At 56.3% G+C, this 21012-nt stretch carries 14 protein-coding genes; 9 read left to right on the top strand and 5 right to left on the bottom strand.

Features of this window, described 5'->3' with window-relative positions; all coding sequences use genetic code 11:
- Window positions 1–6: 6 nt before the first annotated feature.
- The 3 genes from ACIX8_RS19770 to ACIX8_RS19760 all read left to right on the top strand — a co-directional run bounded on the left by ACIX8_RS19770 (window position 7) and on the right by ACIX8_RS19760 (window position 2357).
- Window positions 7–1449, top strand: coding sequence for an efflux transporter outer membrane subunit (locus ACIX8_RS19770; RefSeq protein WP_223295392.1), 1443 nt, complete (start codon window positions 7–9; stop codon window positions 1447–1449).
- A gap of 218 nt (window positions 1450–1667) precedes the next feature.
- A complete protein-coding gene (locus tag ACIX8_RS19765) occupies window positions 1668–1916 on the top strand; it encodes a transposase (RefSeq protein WP_044177112.1) in 249 nt (82 codons plus the stop codon).
- Window positions 1917–2054: 138 nt separating this feature from the next.
- A complete protein-coding gene (locus ACIX8_RS19760) occupies window positions 2055–2357 on the top strand; it encodes a hypothetical protein (protein ID WP_014267155.1) in 303 nt (100 codons plus the stop codon).
- Between the two features lie 108 nt (window positions 2358–2465).
- Here ACIX8_RS19760 and ACIX8_RS19755 read toward each other — a convergent pair whose 3' ends face one another.
- The 5 genes from ACIX8_RS19755 to ACIX8_RS19735 form a co-directional block, all read right to left on the bottom strand.
- A complete protein-coding gene (locus ACIX8_RS19755) occupies window positions 2466–2798 on the bottom strand; it encodes a hypothetical protein (RefSeq protein WP_150110681.1) in 333 nt (110 codons plus the stop codon).
- The gene (locus ACIX8_RS19750) at window positions 2764–3279 is read right to left on the bottom strand and encodes a hypothetical protein (RefSeq protein ID WP_014267153.1); all 516 of its coding nucleotides are present in this window, start codon (window positions 3277–3279) and stop codon (window positions 2764–2766) included. The genes ACIX8_RS19755 and ACIX8_RS19750 overlap by 35 nt, the downstream gene beginning before the upstream one ends.
- A 1197-nt stretch (window positions 3280–4476) precedes the next feature.
- Entirely contained in the window at window positions 4477–6645 is a 2169-nt protein-coding gene (locus ACIX8_RS19745) for a phosphocholine-specific phospholipase C (RefSeq protein WP_223295391.1), read from the bottom strand.
- Between the two features lie 165 nt (window positions 6646–6810).
- Window positions 6811–8106 carry an MFS transporter gene (locus ACIX8_RS19740; RefSeq protein WP_014267151.1) on the bottom strand — a complete coding sequence of 432 codons (1296 nt, stop codon included), beginning with the start codon at window positions 8104–8106 and terminating at the stop codon, window positions 6811–6813.
- Between the two features lie 33 nt (window positions 8107–8139).
- Window positions 8140–9321 carry a hypothetical protein gene (locus ACIX8_RS19735; protein ID WP_014267150.1) on the bottom strand — a complete coding sequence of 394 codons (1182 nt, stop codon included), beginning with the start codon at window positions 9319–9321 and terminating at the stop codon, window positions 8140–8142.
- 353 nt (window positions 9322–9674) lie between these two features.
- On the opposite strand from ACIX8_RS19735, the gene ACIX8_RS19730 reads away from it, so the two are divergent.
- From ACIX8_RS19730 to ACIX8_RS19700, 6 genes are all read left to right on the top strand, one after another.
- A complete protein-coding gene (locus tag ACIX8_RS19730) occupies window positions 9675–13268 on the top strand; it encodes a TonB-dependent receptor (RefSeq protein WP_014267149.1) in 3594 nt (1197 codons plus the stop codon).
- A 418-nt stretch (window positions 13269–13686) separates the two neighbouring features.
- Window positions 13687–15180, top strand: a complete 1494-nt coding sequence (locus ACIX8_RS19720; RefSeq protein WP_014267148.1) for a B12-binding domain-containing radical SAM protein — start codon at window positions 13687–13689, stop codon at window positions 15178–15180.
- Between the two features lie 44 nt (window positions 15181–15224).
- Window positions 15225–16190, top strand: coding sequence for a class I SAM-dependent methyltransferase (locus tag ACIX8_RS19715; protein WP_014267147.1), 966 nt, complete (start codon window positions 15225–15227; stop codon window positions 16188–16190).
- Window positions 16187–17470 (top strand): amidohydrolase family protein, encoded by a 1284-nt coding sequence (locus ACIX8_RS19710; RefSeq protein WP_014267146.1) that lies wholly within the window; start codon window positions 16187–16189, stop codon window positions 17468–17470. Before ACIX8_RS19715 ends, ACIX8_RS19710 begins: the two co-directional genes overlap by 4 nt.
- The gene (locus tag ACIX8_RS19705) at window positions 17448–18503 is read left to right on the top strand and encodes a radical SAM protein (RefSeq protein WP_014267145.1); all 1056 of its coding nucleotides are present in this window, start codon (window positions 17448–17450) and stop codon (window positions 18501–18503) included. The genes ACIX8_RS19710 and ACIX8_RS19705 overlap by 23 nt, the downstream gene beginning before the upstream one ends.
- A 60-nt stretch (window positions 18504–18563) precedes the next feature.
- A complete protein-coding gene (locus ACIX8_RS19700) occupies window positions 18564–20687 on the top strand; it encodes a glycosyltransferase 87 family protein (RefSeq protein WP_014267144.1) in 2124 nt (707 codons plus the stop codon).
- Window positions 20688–21012 lie beyond the last annotated feature (325 nt).

Below are 21012 nucleotides of genomic sequence, written 5' to 3'. Positions count from 1 at the left end.
TCTTCGATGTGGCTCAAACGTACCAGCGCAATCTCAGCCGGAGCAGTCCTGCTAGGCACTCTAGCAGGCTGCAACGTCGGACCGAAGTACAAGCAGCCTAACTTTCCTGCGCCGCCCGCCTACCGCGGAGCGGACGAAGCAGCCGTCAGCAGTGCGGAATCTCTTGGCGATCAGCAGTGGTCCCAGGTCTTCCGTGAGCCTGAGCTGCAGGCGCTGATCAAGACCGCGCTCACCAATAACTATGATCTGCGCATTGCGGCTCAGCACATTCTCGAGCAGCAGGCGCAGGTGCAGATCACGCGCGCACAGCAGTTTCCTACTCTTGGTATAGGGGGAACGGGCATTGGCGCCGGCATCCCCGCGTTGAATAGCATTGGTTCCAACAACTCGGGCTCCAACTCCAATAGCTCACTCTCTCTCAGCAGCCCTCTCGCTGAAGGAGACCTCAGTCTCTCTGCTACCTGGAATCCGGACTTCTGGGGCCTTTATCGCAAGCAGACAGAAGCCGCTCGCGATCAGCTTCTGTCCCAGACATGGGCACAGCGTGCCGTTCGCATGACGCTCGTGCAGCAGGTTGCGACGACCTACATCCAGCTCCGTTCGCTCGATCGCCAGCTTGAGATTACGAAGCAGACTCTCGGTGTCCGCCAGGATTCTGTGAAGCTCACTGAGACTCTGGAGAACGGCGGTTCCGTGCCGCTCTCCGATGTGCGGCAGGCCGAGCAACTGCTCTATACCGCGACGTCCGAGATTCCTCAGCTTGAGCAGCAGATCCAGCAGCAGGAGAATGCCCTCACTCTCCTGCTGGGTGCGAATCCCGGACCTGTAGGACACACGGACCCCAACGCGCTCACACCGCCTCCGCAGGATCTTCCGACCGGTCTGACCACGCAACTGATGGCCCGTCGGCCTGACATCCAACAGGCTGAGGCGCAGCTCAAAGAGGCCAATGCCAATATCGGGGTGGCTCGCGCCCAGTTCTTCCCACAGCTTTCTCTCAGCGCTTCTGCGGGGTTCGGCAGCGATTCTTTCACTAACTTTTTCAATGCCGGCTCCCGGACTATCTACAGTATCGGTTCTCTGACTCAACCCATCTTCGAGGGCGGCAAACTGCGCGGTCAGTTGAACCTCTCCAAGGCGACCGAGCAGGAGATGCTTCTGAGCTATCAGAAGACTGTCACTGGGGCTTTTCACGATGTCTCGAACGCGCTGATTGCTCTCAACAAGCAGCACGCGCTCCGGGTGCAGCAAGAGAAGCTGGTGGACTCGGCACAGGATGCGACCCGTCTTGCCCGGCTTCGCTATCAGGGTGGAGCGACGGCTTATCTTGAAGTGCTGACGACAGACTCCAACCTCTTCACGGCCCAGTTATCTCTTGTGACCGCACAGCAGGGTGAAGCCCTGGCGCTGGTTCAGCTCTATAGCGCTCTCGGTGGTGGCTGGCAGTAAGCCGTTTTGCAGTACGGCTCAGGGGGCTGCCCTGGGTTGAATCAAGATGGAAATTGCAGAGGGCTGAAAGGGCGACCTATCCAAGCACCCGCGATAGATCGCCCCTTCAGAGCTCCGTTGTTGTGGCCATTCCGTAACCCAGGGTTTCACCCTGGACTATGATGGACCCGCCCCTGCGGGGCTGAAATTTGTGTCGCTTCTTACTGTTTCTGAACCAGATGAACGAATACGTCAACGGTCGCGTCCATACCCAAGGAATCGAGAACTTTTGGGCTTGCCTCAAACGGTCGCTTGCCGGAACCTACGTCGCCGTAGAGCCGTTCCACATGGACGCATACGTTGATGAGCAAGTATTCCGCTACAACACCCGTAAAACCCACTCGGACGAAACCCGCTTGGCGAAGGTTCTCTCTCAGGTCGCAGGACGCCGCCTGACCTATAAGGAACTGACCGGGAAGGAGGGGTAAACGGCTTTCTAAGCCTTTGCTCCGCAAAAGACAGGGACGCGGTAAGCATATGATGAAACCCAAATAGAAAACCTCCAATGAGGATCGGAGGTCATTTGGCTTGCGGCGCACTCAAATCATGCCACGAGGTGCGCCTAAATGCCAAACATCACGTTTAAAGGGAAGCTCCATTGCCCGGACGCTGAAGCTTCTAAAGTGCTGCTTCTTTCCATTCCTTCGGGGGAGGAAAGTCTAGAAGAGCCAATCGAGTCTCTTCCTGTAAATAGCGATAGGTTTGATGGCACTGGCCACAACCCCAAGAAAATCCTTCAGGGAACATCTCTCCTATCTCAGCTGTCCCTCGTACACGCCGTGATACTTGAGCAGATTCACCGTTCGACATTTGGGATTCTTGCAGTCCAGCACGAGATAAACGTACTTTGTCATGGGGCAGAATTATAGGCGTTTGCGCGGCCGCTTTGTGGCTTTCTCTTCCGCAAGCCTGCGCTGCATCTCTGGTTTTGAACCTTCAAGACTTGCTTCAGTACAGCTTGGAAGTTCTCTTTTCCATCAGGCTTTTATCCTATCTTGCATATCCATCTTTATTTGCAGTTCGAGCATGGACGCTGCGATTCTGACATCCACATTTTCCGGAATGACACTGTCATTCATTAGCGTTTCCAGCATTGACTCAAGGCTATAAAACTTCAGCAGGGGCTGATGGTAACTATCCTTCTTGTCCGCCAACATCTGTCTTAACGCCCACCTCATACCGTCCTTAGGGCGACGAAGCAGGTTCTCGAAATAATGAGTCAATTCGTAGGCAAACAGATCGGCGGCTTGAAGGGCTTGAATGTTCTTGGGAAAGTCAGATGCGTAGCTTTCCATTGCTGCCGAGAACATGGTATTTTGGCTTTTCATGGCGTGCCATAGTTGTTCTGCGTCCCTGGTTGCGAGGAAGCGCACTTCCTGAATTAATCGCACCAAACGTATCTTGATAGGCGTAAACCATCGCTACCTTCTCAGGGCTAAATGGGTCTTCAATGTTCAGTCCGCATATAGAACAGCCATGAGTGGCGTGCTGAAAGGCCATATAATAAGGATCTACAAACCCCTCTTGGAGTTGCGGGGGGAGTGCGTCGAATCCGTCGATAGATACGACACAACCAACATAGCGAATATCCCTAGACACAATCGTATTAACCAATTTCCCAAGAAAATCGCGCCTCTTGGACTCATCCCACCCAACATAGGGGCCAACGCCGGGAACCATCACATAATCCTTCATGTGGAACCATTTGCCGCCGATGTACTCATCTAAAACTGTCTGCCAGTCATCGGTAAAGGATTCCCATACGGCGGATTCTGCGATCAGACCTCCCATTCCCACGAACCTACACTTCTCATCTACAGAGTGCCCAGATTCGTCTAGATAGGCTTTTAGCATAAGTAAGTACCGTTTCTTGCTTTTCGCAGGATGCAATACGTCCGCGAGCGCAGATATTGAATTAAGCCTTCTAAGTCCCACAATGCTCTCATTAATTTGTGCTTGCACTTAAAATTCTTTGCCGCCGGATTGGTTTGGGCGCTACCCTGTCACGGCTTACATAGAGTAATAACCTCAAGACTGGTTAGTTAAATATGTTATTGCCGTTACATCCCCTTCCAGCCCGCTAATGCAGGCGCACGCTCAGGATGACGATTCTGTGGGGGAATGATGAAGAACAGAGGCGTGCAACTACTTGTTCTTGCGCTAGAGTGGTGAGTCGTTCATTCGTTGAAGAACCAGCATTACCGCATAGCGCGAAGCGCAAACCGTGACGTTTGAGCGTCGCGGGGGCGGAGGGAGCCGTAGCCTTTAGGCTACGGAATAAGAGTCAGGCAAGAATTGGGCTTCAGCCCCGGGCCTTTTGTGCGCAGCCGAAAGAAGGCCCGGGCCTAAAGGCCACATCTTTGCCAGCCCCCTTATTCCGTAGCCTAAAGGCTACGGCTCCCTCCGTCTCCCTGATGCTGAAGCATCAGGGAACGCGCTTCGCGCTGTGCTGAACAGACCATCCTTCTCTAACAAATTAACGACTCACCACACTAGCGTGGGTTAGCCAACGTATTTATTGCCGAAGCATCATCCTGAAAGGATGCGACTTTTTGAATTGTCTGGGATAGAAGCAGACGCGGATTGTCCGGCACAAATATCAGCCCCGCAGGGGCGGCTCCATCACAGCCCAGGGTGATGACGCAAAGCGCGATGCAAACGTTTGTGGCGCGCTTTGCGTCTAGGGTGAAACCCTGGGTTAGGGAATCACCACAAGAGTCGAGCCCTGAAGGGGCGATCTATCGCGGATGCTCCGATAGGTCGCCCTTTCAGGGCTCTGCATCCTCTTTGCACCGTAACCCAGGGTTTCACCCTGGGCTGTAATGGAGCCGCCCCTACGGGGCTAGGATTTGTGTCGCGCATGCGCTTCTGTCTCCATCCCAGACAATTCAAGAAGTCATTCGCTCAGGATGACGATTCTGTGGAGGGATTGAAAAGAACATAGGGGTGCAGCTACTTGATCTTGCTCTAACCTGCAAACCCTTGGTGCTATTCACCGGCAAAGATAGCCGGATCGCTGGTGCTGGGACGACCCGTTTCAACGTGGCCGGCGAAGCGCCGCAAAAACTCTGGTGCTTCCGCAACAGTGACCGATAGGTCGTACCACGCTGAACTGGATTTCAGTACCCAGGAGTCATCCACACTCTTTCCGGGGTGGAGGGTGTAGGTGTGCGGAGCGCCGCCATAGGCGTTGGCGATCGTCAGGCTGCAGGGCGCTGAACCTGTGTTCGCCAGCGACAGCCATACATTGCCTGCCGCGACATCGTAGTTCACCCTGACTTCGGGGTTGGGTTTGCCGTGAGAGGCTGCTTCAAGTGCATTGCCACGAAACCGGCAGAAGTATCCATTGGGGCCATAGACGGAGAGATCGTAGATCCCTTGCGTGTCGGCGGAGAGCCAGTAATCGGAGAAGGAGTCACCCGTCGAGATCGTATAGCGGCGTGGGTTTTCGTCGGGCCTTCTGCCGTCGTACACATAAAAGGCCGCGCCGGAATCGCCTGTATTGGCGAAGTCGATCCAGACCTTCTGTCCAACGGAGTGCGTCTCCTGATCTCGGAGGCGGCAGTGAGCAAATAGCTCGTAGGGGATAGCGCGAGCTCTGCGAGTTCCGGGTTCCTGCTGCGGCATCGCTTGCACGGCCGGCACATGATAGGGCTGGTGCAGAGACGCCAGATGTTTAGGTACCTCAAAGCGAACCACGCCAGTGTCCGGGGTACCGGAGAAATCGAAGGCCGAGGTCAGGTCGCCGCAGAGGGAGCGTCGCCATGCGCTGATGTTCGGCTCGGGAATGTCGAAGCGGGCTTCCAGGAATCGCAGCACAGAGGTGTGATCGAAGAGTTGTGAGCAGACCCATCCGCCGGTAGTCCAGGGGGAGATGATGAGCATCGGAACGCGCGGCCCCAGTCCGATCGGCTGTATTCCTCCGGGATCGGCGTTGGGGATTACCGGACGCTTGTTTTCGGGGTACTTGTCCAGATCCAGGAACTCATCGCCAAGGCTCTCTACCAGGTCCTTCGACACCATGCCTTGTGCGTTGGGCTGGTTCGTCATCGGGGGCATCGGCGGGACGATGTGGTCGAACTGGCCGTCGTTCTCGTCGTAGTTGAGGAACAGGACCGTTTTGCTCCAGACTTCGGGGTTGGAGGTCAGAGCTTCCATGATCCGGTTGATGTAGTAAGCGCCGTCCGTGGGACAGGCCTCGGGATGCTCGCTGTACTTGTAGGGCGCGACGATCCAGGAGACCTGGGCCAGGCGGTTGTTGACGATGTCCTCGCGGAACTCGACGAGCGTGTGATCGGAGACGCCTTTGGTCACGAGAGGGCCGGTGGGGGAAGCGCCTTCTTTGACCTGATATTGCGAGAAGAACTCGAGCGAGTTGTCGGTGTAGTTATCGGTCGGTGTGCCGGGCTCTCCTGAGCCGCCCTGATAGAGCTTCCAGCTAACGTTGTTGGCTTCGAGGCGTTCAGGATAAGTCGTCCAGGTATAGCCGTTGGTGTGGGCGCGTTCGTCCATGCCGGGGCCGTTCGGCTTTTTGCCGTAGGCGTTGCGCGGGTCGATGGTTCCAGACCACAGGTAGATCCGGTTGGGTGCGGTGTTGGAGTGGATGGAGCAGTGATAGGAGTCGCAGATGGTGAAGGCCTCGGCCAGAGCGTAGTGGAAGCTCACGTCCTTGCGCTTCAGGTAGCCCATCGTGACGACATCCTGCTTCTGGTTAACCCACTGGTTATGTTTGCCGTGGTTCCAGGCGAGATGGCCGCTGCTCCAGCCATGATCGGTGCCGGGAGAAAATTCCGTTGTAGCCTGCGGGTTCAGATAGAACGGCAGCACATGAGTTGCGTTGTGGCTTAGACCTCGCGAGTGGTAGCGGCTGGTATGAACGGTGGCGGGAGGCTGATACCAGATGGGTTTGCCATTGGGGAGGCGTACCGGGCGCGGGTCATTAAAGCCGCGCACTCCTTTGAGACTGCCGAAGTAGTGGTCGAAGGAGCGGTTCTCCTGCATCAGGATGACGACGTGCTCCACATCCTTGATCGTGCCGGTGGCGCGATTGGCGGGGATGGCAAGCGCCTTGAGGATGCTGGGCGGCAGCATCGAGGCTCCCGCGGCGGCTCCTGCCGATTTTGCGGCGGTGCGCAGGAAGTCGCGTCTGCTTTTCATATGCTTCATCGGGAACACCTGAAATCTTTCAAGTTAACGGTCTGGTCAAGGTATAGCGGTTGTTCCGCGTCGGCGAAAGGTTCTTAACGGTTCGACAACATCCTCATCGATTGATTCAAGGGCACTTGGAAGAGGAGGTTCGCCTTCGTGTAACGCAATGTAAATCTATGCGAACTCATTTTCCGGCAGCGAGGGAAGGGCATTGCCAGAGTTATGGTCTGAGTCCAGGTTGCTGTGGTTCCACTTGCGGGCCATGATTCCGGCGGATACCAGGGAGGTGACCAGCAGAAGATTGAACAGGTTGTCCCAACCGTAGTGATGGGCAAAACGCGTCACCAGATAGGGGGAGAACATCTGGCCGATAGAGCCGACTCCGTTGACGAAAGCGAGCGCCCGCCCTGCTTCACGATGCGGAACGCTTTCCAGCACGGCGGTCGACACGATCAAGGCATCGGGGCCGTAGATCAGGATGCCCATCAGGGAGATGCTCGTCGCACTGGCCCACCAGCCCATGGTGCTTACCAGGGGTTCCATCAGAGACATGAAGCCGAGCGCGAAGAGCATGATGGCCGCAACAGGGTATCGCCGCGCCTGAAAGTAGCGATTGGAGATGTAGGTGGCCAGTACGGCTCCCACAAAACCGAAGATCTCAAACAGGGAAGAGGTTGAGCCGGCCAGAACATCCGAGTAGTGCACGGTCTGCACGAGATAGAGAGGCAGCCAGAAGAGCAGGGCATAGCGCGTCATCTTCAGGAAGAAGTACATGGCCGCAATGGTCTGGATCTCCGGGCGTCGAATGACGGTTCGCCAACTTGATTTTGCAGGGGCCTGATCTTCGACGGACAACGGCGGCAGACCGGCGTCTTCCGGCTCGTCCCTGGTGGTCAGGTAGAAGTAGATCGTCAGGGCGGCAAGCAGCACTGAGGGCAACAGGTAGCTGCGCTTCCATCCAAGGGCAGGGAACAGCAGCGGCGTCGTTGCGCACCATGCCGCGAGACCGGTTGCGACTACACCGCCCAGCGAATAGCTCGCGCTCCACCATGCCACTACCGTGGACCGTTCTCTGCGCTCGAACCAGGAGGACAAAAGTCTTGCCAGGGCAGGAAAGCCGCAGCCCTGGCCCAGTCCATTGAGCATCTGCAGAATTAGAAGCGACCGATGCGTGTGTCCCAGCACCATCGCCGCCGTGCTGACCGCGGAGATGAGGCCTCCGATCAGGGCCGTAATGCGGGAGCCTTTCATGTCCGCAAGGATGCCGGCGAAGAACTGTCCGATGGTGTAGGCCAGCCCAAAGACAAAGAGCAGGTTGGCGACCTCGCCGAGACTGGGGTCTGCTCCCGGCAGCATCTGCAGGATCTTCACATCTTTGCGGCAGAGATAGTAGCCCGCGTACAGCAGCCAACTGGACGAGAAGACGCTGGTCCTCCAGTGGCTATAACGGGCTTGTTGCTTGCGATCCAATTTCTACTCCTGTCGCTGCTTCAGAGAGATGCGTTACGGTTGGTGCGCATAGATTTCCAGGCGTGGGGACGGATCCCCTCTCCATACGGCTTGCACGACCTGTCCCCTCTCGGTCTCCTCGGTCAGTTGAGAGGGAAAGTTATTCTTGGCGGAGAGGATCTCTGTCAGCTTGTTGATGGACTCCCCATCGGTGCCGGCAATCCAAAGCACATCAGGATGATCGGGAAAGAGGGTGAGAACGGCTGCGTGCTGCGTTGCGGGGAGATCCGGTTTTGAGCTGGCTCGATCTACCAGGTGTGCTGATCCTGCTTGACCCGCCAGGAGATAACGAAGCCGCTTATCGGCTGCAAACTCTGGGGATGTCGTCTCAGAGCTGTGAATAACGACCGCCTCGTTGCTGAGGTCGGTCTGTTTGTCGTCGCCCTCGGCTTTTTGCGAGCTCATCAACGGTTTGAGATCGTACCTGCCCGCGAGCCAGATCATCGGCAACAGGGCTTGCGCTACCTGATCCGGCAGAGGCGTCTGGGGTGTGGCCTGGCCGGATGCCGTATCTCCATTCAGGATCAGCATGACGTTTTTCCCCTGCAACCGCGCGTCCCAAAACTGGTGGTAGGGATCGCCGCTCTGCATCTGCTGCCGCAAAAACAGGGCGCAGATAAAGAGTGCGATCAGCGCCGGACGCATAATGACGACGATGTTGAGGGGAAGAACGGTAAGCTGGGGCTCGAGAGGCCGCGTGTCCTGAGGTTTGGCCGCTATCTCGAGAGCGGCGGGGGGAGGGGCCTTTGACGAGTCCGGCTCCGGCACAAACCTTGGGCCATACGATCCGGGCAATAACTCGATGCGGTAACCGCTCTTGGACGACTGCGTTGAGTAGTACGAGCGCAGCCGTTTTCTCACCTCATTGGCTCGGACACGCACCGTGGCGTCAGAGCTTGGATCGTAGGAGACGTCGCGGCCGAGAAGATCCAGGCCAATGCTGCGCTCCTTTAAGGAGTCGAGACGGCCGTCGAGGGTGACCTGCACGATGTAGTGCAGGAACTCGCAGCTCTTTTTGCTGGTGTGAAAGCTGGAGCTGGCGAGGATCTCTGCAAGCTCCTCCTGTACGGCTGCCCTGAGGCGTGCTGCCTCAACGAAGCTCTCCGGTTCTGGCGGAGCGACCTCTGTCACAGGCAGGCTAAGTGGGTCAGCCTCCTCTAAGGCCTCGATTGCCATTGATATGGATCGTAACCTCGGTTTGTTAATCCTGTTTGAACAAGAACTTCTCTGATTTCAGAACCAGATCTAAAACCAGCGCTATTGGCTGGCCATGAACGTTTCATTACATCTCTGCAAACACGGGTTCCGTAAGCCTTTTAGATTCAGCGGTCAGCGAAGTCGCTAAACCGTTAAGAACCTACCGGTGACTGGTAAATACCGCTAAGGTCGTGGCTGTTTCACCCATTCAAAAAGGCCGTTCACTCTACCTCGTCCAGAGTCCACTCTGCTCACGACCTCCGAGGAGATCACGGTACGCCCTTCAACTATTTTTTTGCGGCTGTTCGCTGCATTCAGGAGCCCGAGACGTTATGAAGCATCCAGACATCTCCATCCGCCAACGCGGGACTGCCTCTGTCCGCGTACCCCTCTTTCTTTTGTTCCTGGTTCTGTTTTTGCTGTCCGGCAATCTGCAGGCGCAGTCGGTTCAGGGCGTCATCCTCGGAACGGTCAAAGATACGAGCGGCGCCCTTGTCCCCGGAGCGACGGTCAATCTGCGTAGCCTTGACGAAGGCACCGTCCGCACGACGCAGTCCAACACCTCCGGCGATTACTCGTTCCTCGACACGAAGGCCGGGCACTACACGCTCGAGGTCTCGTTTAACGGGTTTGAGAAGTGGACGGCAACCGACATCACGCTCGCCGTCCGTCAGCAGCTCCGTGTGAATGCCTCGATGGTGGTGGGAAGCATTCAGCAGGAGGTCCAGGTCTCAGGCGATACGGTCAGCACGATTGATACGGATACTCCGACGATCAATGCGGTCTACAACGCAGAGGACGTCGCTAACCTGCCAGTCAACACGCGCGCCAGTGCCAATGGCACCAGCGCGTTGAGCATTGTGGGTACTCTTCCAGGTGTGCAGGCTGACCACGGCCAGTTTGCCTTGCAGGGTGGGTTGCCGTTTGAGACGGAAGTCTCCGTCGATGGCATTACCATCAAGGGCGCGACCGGCAACGGTCCTCTTGCCGATGCCTTTCCCTCTTCCGAATCGATCTCTGAGTTGCGCGCAGATGGCGCGATGAACAGCGCGGAGTTCGGCGATCCGGGCGAGATTATTGCGACCACCAAGGCCGGAACCAACAAGATCCACGGTTCCGTGTTCTGGTACCACCAGAATGCCGCCTTCGATGCCATTCCTTATACCGATCCGATCACCACGACCAAACCGAAGCTGATTGGCAATACCTATGGTGCCAGCTTCGGAGGTCCAGTCGTTATTCCTCACCTCTACGACGGGCACAACAAGACGTTTATCTTTGGTGTTTATGAAGGATGGAGACACCCCTCTCAGACGCAGGAATCGTACACCGTTCCCAGCACCCTGATGAAGCAGGGTGACTTTTCGAAGTACATGGTCCTGGGACAGGATGGGAAGACGTATGTTCCGCTTGCAGGCCTGACCAATCCCTTTACCGGCGCCAGCTATGGAACTAAGCTGCCTTCGGTCAATGCGGCTGCGCAACAACTGCTCTCGTTCTATCCCGATCCGAATGTTGGTGATCCAACGTCCTATACCGACAATGGAATCGCTAACTACAACGTCAATAAGGATTCCAGCGGGCGTTCCGACCAATTCGATATTCGTGCCGATCAGTATTTCGGTTCCAACCAAAAGTTTCTTCTCTGGGGTAGATACACCTGGAAGGACTATCCCATTAACACGCCTGAGCCTCTGGCGGTTCCATCGGCACAGAACACGAACTCAAATCGTGTTTTGAAGATCAGTGCCAACTGGACCATCAAGCCGAATCTCATTAATGAGACCGGGTTTGGTTATACCCTCAACACCAGCGGAAAGACCGATAGCTTTGACGGTAAGGGCTTCACGCAGGGCCTGGGGCTTAGTGGTCTGCAAAACCTCTTCTACAACGGCATTCCTGAGCTCGACTTCAATCACCTCAGCCATCTGAATGCCGATCGTTTGAGCTCTCTCACGAAGTCCAATACTTATGACTACTCGGATACCCTGACCTGGTCGAAGGGCCATCATGAGTTCAAGTTTGGCGGAAGCATCCAGACGGTGGAAGCGATTACGCCCCTTGGTTTCAATGGCTCCGATAACTACGGAACCTTCCAGTTCAATACCAGCGGCAGCGCCGGCCTGTTCACAGGTGTGGACTTCGCCGACTTCCTTACAGGTCTTCCCTATCAGACCTTTTACGACGTCGTGCAGCAGGACAACGACGGAAAATCGACCCACTATCAGTTCTTCGCGCTGGACCAATGGAAGGCCAGCGACAAGCTGACACTGAGCTACGGCATACGGTATGAATTGCAGCCTGGCTACTTCGATCCGGGCGGAGATATTGGAAACTTCGATCCCAATGTCCCTCTGTCCGGTCGTGCCATCTATCCCGATGGGAAGTCCAGCCTGTTGGCACGGAGCTTCCTGGCCAGCGCCAATGCCTGCGATCCGGATGGCGTCAACAATACCAACTCGGCAACCATCAACGGCGCTCCCTGTATGCCGGTGGAGACCAATAGTCAGGCTGGCTTTCCCGCAGGCCTGAAGCATTATCCTCATCTGCGCTTCATGCCGCGTTTCGGTTTTGCTTATCGCCCATTCAATGACGAAAAGACTTCGATTCGCGGTGGTTTCGGTCTGTACAACGTTACCTTGCTTGGATCGAACTTCTACTCTCTGACGGGAACCCTGCAGGCGCAGACGTCGCAATACACCAACACCTATAACTCCACGACGCATGCGATTGGCTTCCAGTGGCCTGAGATCTTTTCTGGCGCAGGCAATGGCGGTGGCTGCTCAACCTGCTACGGAACGAGCTACTTCGGAACGGCGAACAGCACGAATTGGAAAGACCCTTATACCGAGCAATGGTCGTTGAGCATCGATCACGACTTCGGTTCGGGTTACGCGGGACACCTGTCGTATATCGGTTCGGAGACACACCAGCTGGTCTGGGCACCGGATGAAAACACTCTTCCGTTCTCCAACACCACACCGGCAACGAACCAGCCATTCAGCGCACGCCTGTTCCCGAACTGGGGACGTATCAACACTCGCGCCACCGGAGCCAACGAAAGCCTCCATTCGCTTCAGGCGGAGTTCAATCACCGTCTCCGCAATGGGCTGGAGTTTGATTCCTCCTGGACCTATTCCAGGGCGCTTGCCGACAACCAGGGGCCTGCCAACGTTGGCTATGCGAGTGAAAGCGGAGGCTCACGCGCCACCTCGATCCTCGATCGCCATGCCGACTTTGGAAACGTCTACGGCACACGCCGCAACCGCTGGAATACGTCGATGGTGTACGACCTTCCCTTTGGCCGCGGACGTGAGTTTGGAACGCATATGTCCCGGCTTGCGGATGCGGTTGTGGGCGGATGGAGACTCTCGAATATCTTCCTCTGGCAGACTGGACCCTTCGAGTCGCCTTATTACCCAGACGGACAGGGTGACGCCTCTGGTACTGGCTCTGGTTTGGATGGTACGATCACCGGTTTCGACGGTGGTCATCGTGACCAATACCCAGACCGGGTAGCGGGAGTGAGCTGGAAGCCAGCCCATCAAAGCCGCACACAGTGGGTCAATCCCGCAGCGTTTACCTGCCCCGGATATGCGGGATGGACGCCCGGCACGCCTTGCACGACCGGTAGTGGCTCAGGGCCTTTCCCCAATCCAATCGGCCGTTTCGGTAATGCGGGCGTTGGCTCGATTGTCGGGCCGGGAACAGTCAATCTCTCTACTGGGCTCAGCAAGGTCTTTTCGATTACCGATCGGGTCAAGCTGAGAGCGGAAGGCACCTTTACCGACGTGCTCAACCACGCCAATCTTGGAGATCCGAATATGGATATCAGCTCTCCGAGCTTTGGCCTGGTCACCAATACGATTCAGATGGATTCGGGTGGCGCGCGTTCGGGCCAGGTTTCCATGCGTATCGACTTCTAAATTGTTTGGCACATAACCAGGAATGGCGTGACCCTCAGGGTCACGCCATTTCTGGTTATGTGCGTGGGGAGGTATTGCGCGGACGCCCGCAGCTTACGCTGAGGCGTCGCAATCGGGGCGAAGCTCCGGCACAACCGGCCAAACGTGAGTTTGGCGTGTTGGGCGACCCTGTTCTTGATCAATTCCGCCATACGAATGTGCCGTGAGGAATAAACTGGCCAGGCAGGGACCCGCCGCTCTGGCTTTTATATGGCAAAGCGATGACATTGAGCTGACAAATTCATGACAACTGGCTGAAGAGGATGCAGCTACTCTACGGTATATAAAACGAAGTGTGCCAGTTGCTCCAATCGCCTGGCACGCATGCTGCAGAGGCCGCGTGCCGAACCCGCCAGCGCACAAAATTTCGAGGTGAACTTTGGCACAAGTCTTACTGACGCATTCGTATCATCTTCCCTACGACGCGAAGCAACTGCGCAAGATGCAGCCCTATACTCCGATCGGCACGCTCTATGCGGCGACGGCGCTGCGGGAAAGTGATATCTCCGTCGCGGTGTTTGACTCGATGCTCGAAGAGCCGTCCGCAACGTTTGCTGCCATGCTGGAGCAGCATCAGCCTAAGATCGTGGCCGTCTATGAAGACGACTTCAATTTTCTCTCGAAGATGTGTCTCACGCGCATGAGGGAAGTGGCGTGGGAGATTGCGAAAGCAGCGCGTGCAGTTGGTGCCGTCGTCATTATGCACGGTTCCGATTCGACAGATAATCCGGCACTCTTTCTGGAGAACGGCTTCGACTACGTGCTCTGCGGAGAAGCAGAGAAGACGCTGGTGCAACTCTGCACTTCCATCCTGAATAGCGAAGCCATACCGGAGATCGAAGGGATGGCACGCCTCGATTCAGCAGGTTCTCTCGTTCAAAATCCGCAGCGGCTGGCCAAGAATCCCTCCTGGTCGGAGCTCTCCCGTCCTTCGCGCGATCTGATCGACCTGGAGCCCTATCGCGCTGCATGGACGAAGGCGCATGGGTACTTCTCGACGAACATGGTTTCCAGCCGCGGATGCCCTTACCGCTGCAATTGGTGCGCGAAGCCGATCTCGGGCAATAAGTTCCATCTGCGTCCTGCTGCCACTGTTGCCGAAGAGATGAAGCAACTGAAGAGGGAAGCCGGCGTTCAGCATATCTGGTTCGGCGATGATGTCTTTGCTCTGAATCAACACTGGATGCAGGAATTCGCCGAGGAAGTTACGAAAAGAGATGCGGCTGTTCCGTTCAAAATCCAATCTCGTGCGGACCTGATGAGCGAGCAGACGGTCCAAGCACTGAAGGCCGCAGGCTGCGCTGAAGTATGGATGGGCGTCGAATCGGGATCGCAAACCGTGCTCAACGCGATGGACAAAGGCCTGAGCCTGCCCGCCGTCATTGTGGCTCGCCGCCGCCTGAAAGTGGCCGGCATTCGTGCCTGTTTTTTCCTGCAGCTTGGTTATCCGGGAGAGACCTGGACGGAGTTACAGGAGACGATTGACTTTGTTCGCGAGACGCGCCCTGATGATATTGGAGTCTCCTTTTCGTATCCGTTGCCGGGAACTGTGTTCTACGAGCGTGTGAGGACGCAACTCGGGCAGAAGCGTAACTGGACCGATAGCGATGATCTCTGCATCATGTTCAGGGCCGCCTATACGACCGATTTCTATCGTGTCGTGCGTGATGCCCTGCATGCGGAGGTGGCTTCCTGGCGTGAGTCAGAGGTCTCGAGCGAGACAGAGGCCCACATTGATGCGCTTTGGCGCAGGGTCGATGAACTGGAATCCGTGAGCCGCGATGCGGAGGCCTTGTCTCCGGAGGGTATCTCCGATTTTGCTTCCTCTGCTGCAGCCCCTGTCGAGCAATTAGTGCAGCTCAGGGGAGCATAGATGCAGACCCTGTGCCTATTGCTGCATCTGGAGAAGGTGTAGTCATGAGTCTAGTAAAAAAAGACGCAGCCAGTGACACCATTGACCCTGTCTTCCACTTCGACATGCACCTGCAGTGCCCTCGCTGCCGGATAGACCTGCGTGGCCTGGACTGTATGTCGTGCGGCTTTCGAATGCAGCTCGAGCACGGAATCGTACATGCCCTTCCGCCGGAACGAGTCGCGCATTACGCACGCTTCATGGAAGATTACGAGCGTATAAGAGCTGCGGAAGGCAGAGGCAGCACAAAGGAAGACTTCTATCTTGGTCTCCCTTACAAAGACGCTACCGGAAGCAACAGCAAGCAATGGGATATCCGAGCACGCAGCTATGACTATCTGACGAAACATATATTGCAGAGAATTCCCGAGGATAGCGGCGGAAGGATTCTGGATCTTGGTTCAGGGAATTGTTGGATGAGCTATCGCCTGGCGCTTGCCGGGTATCGTCCGCTTGCGGTCGACTTGCTGGCGAACGATCGCGATGGTCTCGGAGCCGCCGCACATTATCAAAAATATCTGCCTGAACTCTTTCCGCGATTCCAGGCGGAAGCCACAAACCTGCCGTTCCAGGACGAACAGTTTGATGCCGTTATCTTCAACGCCTCTTTTCACTATGCCGAAGACTACGTGACTACTCTTCGGGAGGCACTCCGGTGTGTCCGAGTGGGTGGCCTGGTCATTATCAGCGATACACCCTGGTATTCCCGTGACGAGAGTGGCAGGCAGATGGTGTCTGAACGGCATGCCGCCTTTTCCCGGCGTTATGGAACCGCTTCGGACTCTATCAAGAGCCTTGAATATCTTACAGACGAGCGACTGCAGCTTCTCGAAGAGCAGCTGTCCATTCAATGGACGATCCATTCTCCTTACTACGGCTTCAAGTGGGCGATGCGCCCCCTCGTAGCGAAGTTACGCCAGAAGCGCGAGCCTTCCCGGTTTCGTATTTATGCAGCGCGGAAGAATGCATGATGGACTACTTCACAGGAAGTCAACCGAGCCCTGTAGTCGTTCATGGAGGACGCTGCGCCATCGGGCCGCAGGAGACTACGTACGCCTCCCTACAGATCGCCGACGGACGAGTCACTCGTATCCTGAGCGATTCGTCTTCTTTGGCGATTGCGTCGCCGGACTGCGTCGAGATTGACCTCAGTGGTTTCCTGGTGATGCCTGGCCTTGTTAACGCGCACGACCACCTGGAATTCGCTCTTTACCCCAGGCTGGCAAGACCACCCTATCGGAGTTATATCGATTGGGGGACAGAGATTCTCAGCGAGTTTTCCGATGTTATTGCAAAGCATCGGTCTGTTCCCAAAGAGGTGCGTCTTTGGTGGGGAGGGATACGCAATCTTCTCTGCGGAGTAACAACGGTAAGCCATCACAACCCTCTCTGGGCTGAGTTGCAGAGAGAGGACTTTCCGGTAAGAGTGGTCGCGCAATATGGTTGGGGACACTCTTTGGCTTTCGGCGGCGATCTTCGTGTTGCGCGTGCGGCTACGCCTGAAGGCTGTGCCTTTATTGTGCATGCTTGTGAGGGTGTAGATGAGAAGGCACGGGAGGAGCTTTGGGAGCTCGATCGGCTTGGAGTTCTGGATGACCGAGCTGTCCTGGTGCATGGACTGGCGATCGATCGTAGTGGTGTTGAGCTCATGCAGCAGCGCCGGGCCTCGCTTATCGTCTGCCCCTCTTCCAATGACTTTCTTTTTGGAAAGCTTCCAGATCTGTCTCTGCTTGGGGATATCAGTAACGTTGCTTTGGGGAATGATTCACCATTGACCGCAGAAGGCGACCTGTTGGATGAAGTACGTTTTGCCATGCGTTCCTGCGACCTCTCGTCCCAGGCTGCCTATCGCATGGTGACAGAAGCTCCCGCTGCGATTCTGCGGCTGCGAGAGGCGGAGGGAACGATAAGAGTATCCGGTAGAGGAGACCTGATGGCTGTTCGAGATACGAATCGCGACGCAGCCGATAGACTGAAGATGCTTTCCCTGAATGACGTGGAGTTCGTCATGCTTGGGGGCTGCGTCCAGCTTGCTTCGGAAAAGGTCTACGAACGCTTGCCCCTACCCGTAAAGAAGGGAATGGAGCCCTTGTGGATTGACGGGACCATGCGGTGGCTGCGTGCGCCGGTGAAAGAGCTTTTGAGTGCGGCTGAAGAGGTGTTGGGTGTCGATGGGGTCTGCCTGGGGGGTAGATCGATTCGTATTCCAGCAGGGATGGAGGCCGGGTATGTCTACTCAAACAGCCGCTGAAAATATCGTTTCTGTGCCCGGATCGAACGGCAAAGAATTGTCCGGAAGCCGAATTGTCCGGTTGCCCATTCTTCTGTTGAACGTTCACGAGCACTGCAACTGCCGATGCGTGATGTGCGATATCTGGCAGCGGAAAGATGGCAAGGAGCTTGACCTGGTAGGTTTCGCGCGCCATCGCGAATCGATCCTGCAACTCGGTGTCCAGGAGGTTGTTCTTACTGGCGGAGAAGCCTTGCTCCATCGCAACTTCGAAGGCTTATGCAGTTTTCTTAGAGACTGCGGTGTGCGTATCACCCTGCTTACGACGGGACTACTGCTGGCGAAGAAGGCAGTAGCGATAGCGGAAGGGGTCGATGAGATCATCATCTCTATCGATGGACCCGAAGAAGTGCATGACCAGGTGCGAAGGGTGAAAGGCGCCTATCGACTGATCGGCGAAGGCATCCAGGCCGTAAGACGGATAAAGGCCGAGATGCCCATCCATGGCCGCAGCACGGTGCAGAAAGCAAGCCATCTCCTGCTGCGGCAGACCGTGGCGGGAGCCAAGGGGCTGTCATTGAACTCCATCTCGTTCCTGGCGGCGGACGTGACCTCGCAGGCTTTCAACCGGGAGCTCATTTGGCCAGGGGAGAAGCAGAACCAGATTGCTCTTACTCGGCAGGAGGTGCAGGCGCTGGAAAGCGAGGTCGAATCGCTGATTCAGGAAAATGCCGAGGATATCCAGTCGAAGTATATTGTCGAATCACAGGGAAAGTTGAGACGCATTGTTCGCCGTTTTAAAGAGCAGCTTGGGGAGATACCTCCGGTCTCTCCGCAATGCAATGCTCCGTGGGTATCGGCTGTTATGGAAGTGGACGGTTCTGTTCGGCCGTGTTTCTTTCACAAGAGCATTGGGAACACTCTGGATCAGACCCTGGAGCAAGTGATCAATAGCGAAGAAGCACAGCAGTTTCGAGCGTCGTTGAATGTTGAAGAGGATCCCATTTGTCAGCGATGCGTATGTTCGCTGAACTACAAGAGTCCGCGGGCCTGACCTTTTGGGGCCTGAGTTCTCGGTGAAAGCTGTACAATTGTCGACCTAGGTAGGCCACACTTGACTCTTTCGCCGGACCATCGCATTATCCGCTGGGCCGAGCGTGGCCTTCTATTCCTGCTCGTTCTTTACGTTTGCTCCCACACGCTGCCGCGAGCATGGCGCAGCCTGATTACGGATTTTCCCAACTACTATACTGCGGCCCGGCTGGCGCACGAGGGCTTTGACACCTCCCGTATGTACGAGTGGGACTGGCTGCAGCGCGAGAAGGACCATCGTGCTGTCGATGCTCGTGTCATCGGATTGGTCCCCATCACACCCTTTTCGACGTTGGTGATGTGGCCGCTCACGCGGCTCGCCCCTCTTACAGCCAAACATGTCTGGATACTTCTGAGCCTGGCGTTCCTGATTCCGCTTTGCTGGCTGCTGAGGTCAATGACCGGATTGACCTATCAGCGAATTGCGTTGGCTTTCGCAGTGAGTGTTCCACTGTATCGCAACCTGGAGTTTGGACAGTTCTATGTGCTCCTGATCCTGTTGATCGTTGCGGCGTGCTGGGCCTACCTGCGCAAGTACTATGCCTGGGCCGGTGCTTTGATAGCGATTGCCGCGGCCTGCAAGATCTTTCCCGTTCTCTTGTTTATTTTCTTCCTGCAGCGCAGATCCTGGCGCGCCCTGATCTCGGGAGTAGTTACCGGGCTGGCCGCTGCTGCTGTATCCGTCGCAGTCTTCGGCTGGAACGTGCATCGCACCTACCTGCACGAGATTCTGCCCTGGACAATGCATGGCGAGGCCCTGCCGCCCTATATTCCAGTGGCTTCTTTCTCCAGCGTGCTGCATTATCTGTTTCTCTCTGAGCCGCAGTGGAACCCGCATCCGTGGCATGATTCTCCGCTGTGCTTCGCCCTGCTGCCTGTACTGCAGATGCTGACGCTGGCGCCTGCGGTGCTGCTCATCCGCAGGGGCGACAACACACGCGATCGAATCTTGCTGGAATGGTCGGCGCTGGTGACCGCGTCTCTGGCTATCTCCACGGTTCCGGCGTCGTACAACTTTGTGCTGATGGTTCTGCCGGTCTGTGTGTTAGCTGCAAAGCTCTTGCGGCATGGGTGGTATGGGTGGCTGGCTGCTTTACTGGTGGTTTACTTCGGTATCGGATTTCCCATAGCAGCCCCGCACCGGGCGACGGGGTTATTGGTTCTGCTATATGGGCCGCGACTTCCGTTGATGCTGGCGTTGCTTGCAGGGATCTATCTGTTGCTGTGGCGTGATCGTCCGGCCAGAGATGCTGTTCAGGACTGGAGTCGCTATGCCTGGGGTGCCGCGATGGCTGTGGCTGTAGTCTTCACGGTGTTTTCTACTCTTCATCGGGAACGCGCCGTGCGGCAGGAGTATGCCTACCGATTGCCGCTGCAGGCGCAGGGGTTCCTCAACGCAGACGCACAGCCTGCGGGGTCGGGCGTACGTTACATCACGTTTACATCCGCGGGATACCGGTTGGTGACGGAGAACCAGCCTGAGGTGTGGAACGATCCTTCTACTGATTCTCCGGACGACGATCTTTCTTTCACCAGTAGTCTCGGGAATGTCCAGCCCGAGAAAGTTCTGGTGGAGAGGGTAAGGAACCGGCATTCTCAGATCGTCAATGTGCAGGACCCGTCCCGTGTCATCGTTGATGATGCACGCAATCCGATGCTCTCTGCTGACGCGCAGAGTCTTGCCTTTGTGCGCGACGATCGTGGTCGAGGGCAGTTGATGGTGCGAAGAGGTTTTGAGCCGGCTGCTGCAGGCGAGTCCGCACTCACGCCATCGTCATTGAATGTCTACGAAGCTTCTTTCCGTTCGGAGAAGGAGTACGCCTTTTCTGCTGTCGAATATGGGCGTCCGCCGCAGGTCTATCTCCGTGATGCAATGCACGAGAACATTCCGCTTGCACTTGGGGAGTCGCGCTATCCGGCGATCTCTCCGGACGGACGATGGATGGCCTATAGCCACTTCGATCAGGGCATATGGAACCTGTGGCTTCGCAACCAGATGACCGGTGCGACGCAGCGTATTGCCGATGAGCCCTGCAACCAGATTCAGCCGGGATGGGAAGACGATTCAAAGACGCTGCTCTACGGCACGGACTGCGGCCGGAATCTGTGGTTTACCGCTGTTTCCCGTCGAAGAGTGATTCCCTGAAGCGCCATGGAGAGGCTCTTTGCCAAGCGAGCATTCCCTCCGTGGCTAAAGCCACACGAACAACAGTGCAGAGACGGCGGGACTGAAGTCCCGCCCCTTCAAAGCAAAGGCAATCGGCGGGGCAAAGACGACAACAAAAAGCAGCCACAGGGACAAGAGCCGGCAGCTCCGATTCGTCAGACACTACCTAAAGCCCAATTCTTGCGTGGCCCTTATTCCGTAGCCTAAAGGCGATTGCCTCCCTTACCCTCCATCCCGCGACGCTAAAGCGTCACGGGATGCGCTTCGCGCTATGGGTAGCGCTGGTTCTTCAACGAAATAACGA

Origin of the sequence: Granulicella mallensis MP5ACTX8 (genome assembly GCF_000178955.2) — a bacterium.
Taxonomy (GTDB): Bacteria; Acidobacteriota; Terriglobia; order Terriglobales; family Acidobacteriaceae; genus Granulicella; species Granulicella mallensis.
Note: the sequence above shows the minus strand (reverse complement) of the source record. Positions and strands in the feature narration are given on the sequence as shown.

Bases quoted from the DNA above. Each gene is read 5' to 3' on its own strand.
- ACIX8_RS19770 (WP_223295392.1), top strand. From the start codon at position 7: ATGTGGCTCAAACGTACCAGCGCAATCTCAGCCGGAGCAGTCCTGCTA.
- ACIX8_RS19765 (WP_044177112.1), top strand. From the start codon at position 1,668: ATGAACGAATACGTCAACGGTCGCGTCCATACCCAAGGAATCGAGAAC.
- ACIX8_RS19760 (WP_014267155.1), top strand. From the start codon at position 2,055: ATGCCAAACATCACGTTTAAAGGGAAGCTCCATTGCCCGGACGCTGAA.
- ACIX8_RS19755 (WP_150110681.1), bottom strand. From the start codon at position 2,798: ATGTTCTCGGCAGCAATGGAAAGCTACGCATCTGACTTTCCCAAGAAC.
- ACIX8_RS19750 (WP_014267153.1), bottom strand. From the start codon at position 3,279: ATGGGAGGTCTGATCGCAGAATCCGCCGTATGGGAATCCTTTACCGAT.
- ACIX8_RS19745 (WP_223295391.1), bottom strand. From the start codon at position 6,645: ATGAAAAGCAGACGCGACTTCCTGCGCACCGCCGCAAAATCGGCAGGA.
- ACIX8_RS19735 (WP_014267150.1), bottom strand. From the start codon at position 9,321: ATGGCAATCGAGGCCTTAGAGGAGGCTGACCCACTTAGCCTGCCTGTG.
- ACIX8_RS19730 (WP_014267149.1), top strand. From the start codon at position 9,675: ATGAAGCATCCAGACATCTCCATCCGCCAACGCGGGACTGCCTCTGTC.
- ACIX8_RS19715 (WP_014267147.1), top strand. From the start codon at position 15,225: ATGAGTCTAGTAAAAAAAGACGCAGCCAGTGACACCATTGACCCTGTC.
- ACIX8_RS19710 (WP_014267146.1), top strand. From the start codon at position 16,187: ATGATGGACTACTTCACAGGAAGTCAACCGAGCCCTGTAGTCGTTCAT.
- ACIX8_RS19705 (WP_014267145.1), top strand. From the start codon at position 17,448: ATGTCTACTCAAACAGCCGCTGAAAATATCGTTTCTGTGCCCGGATCG.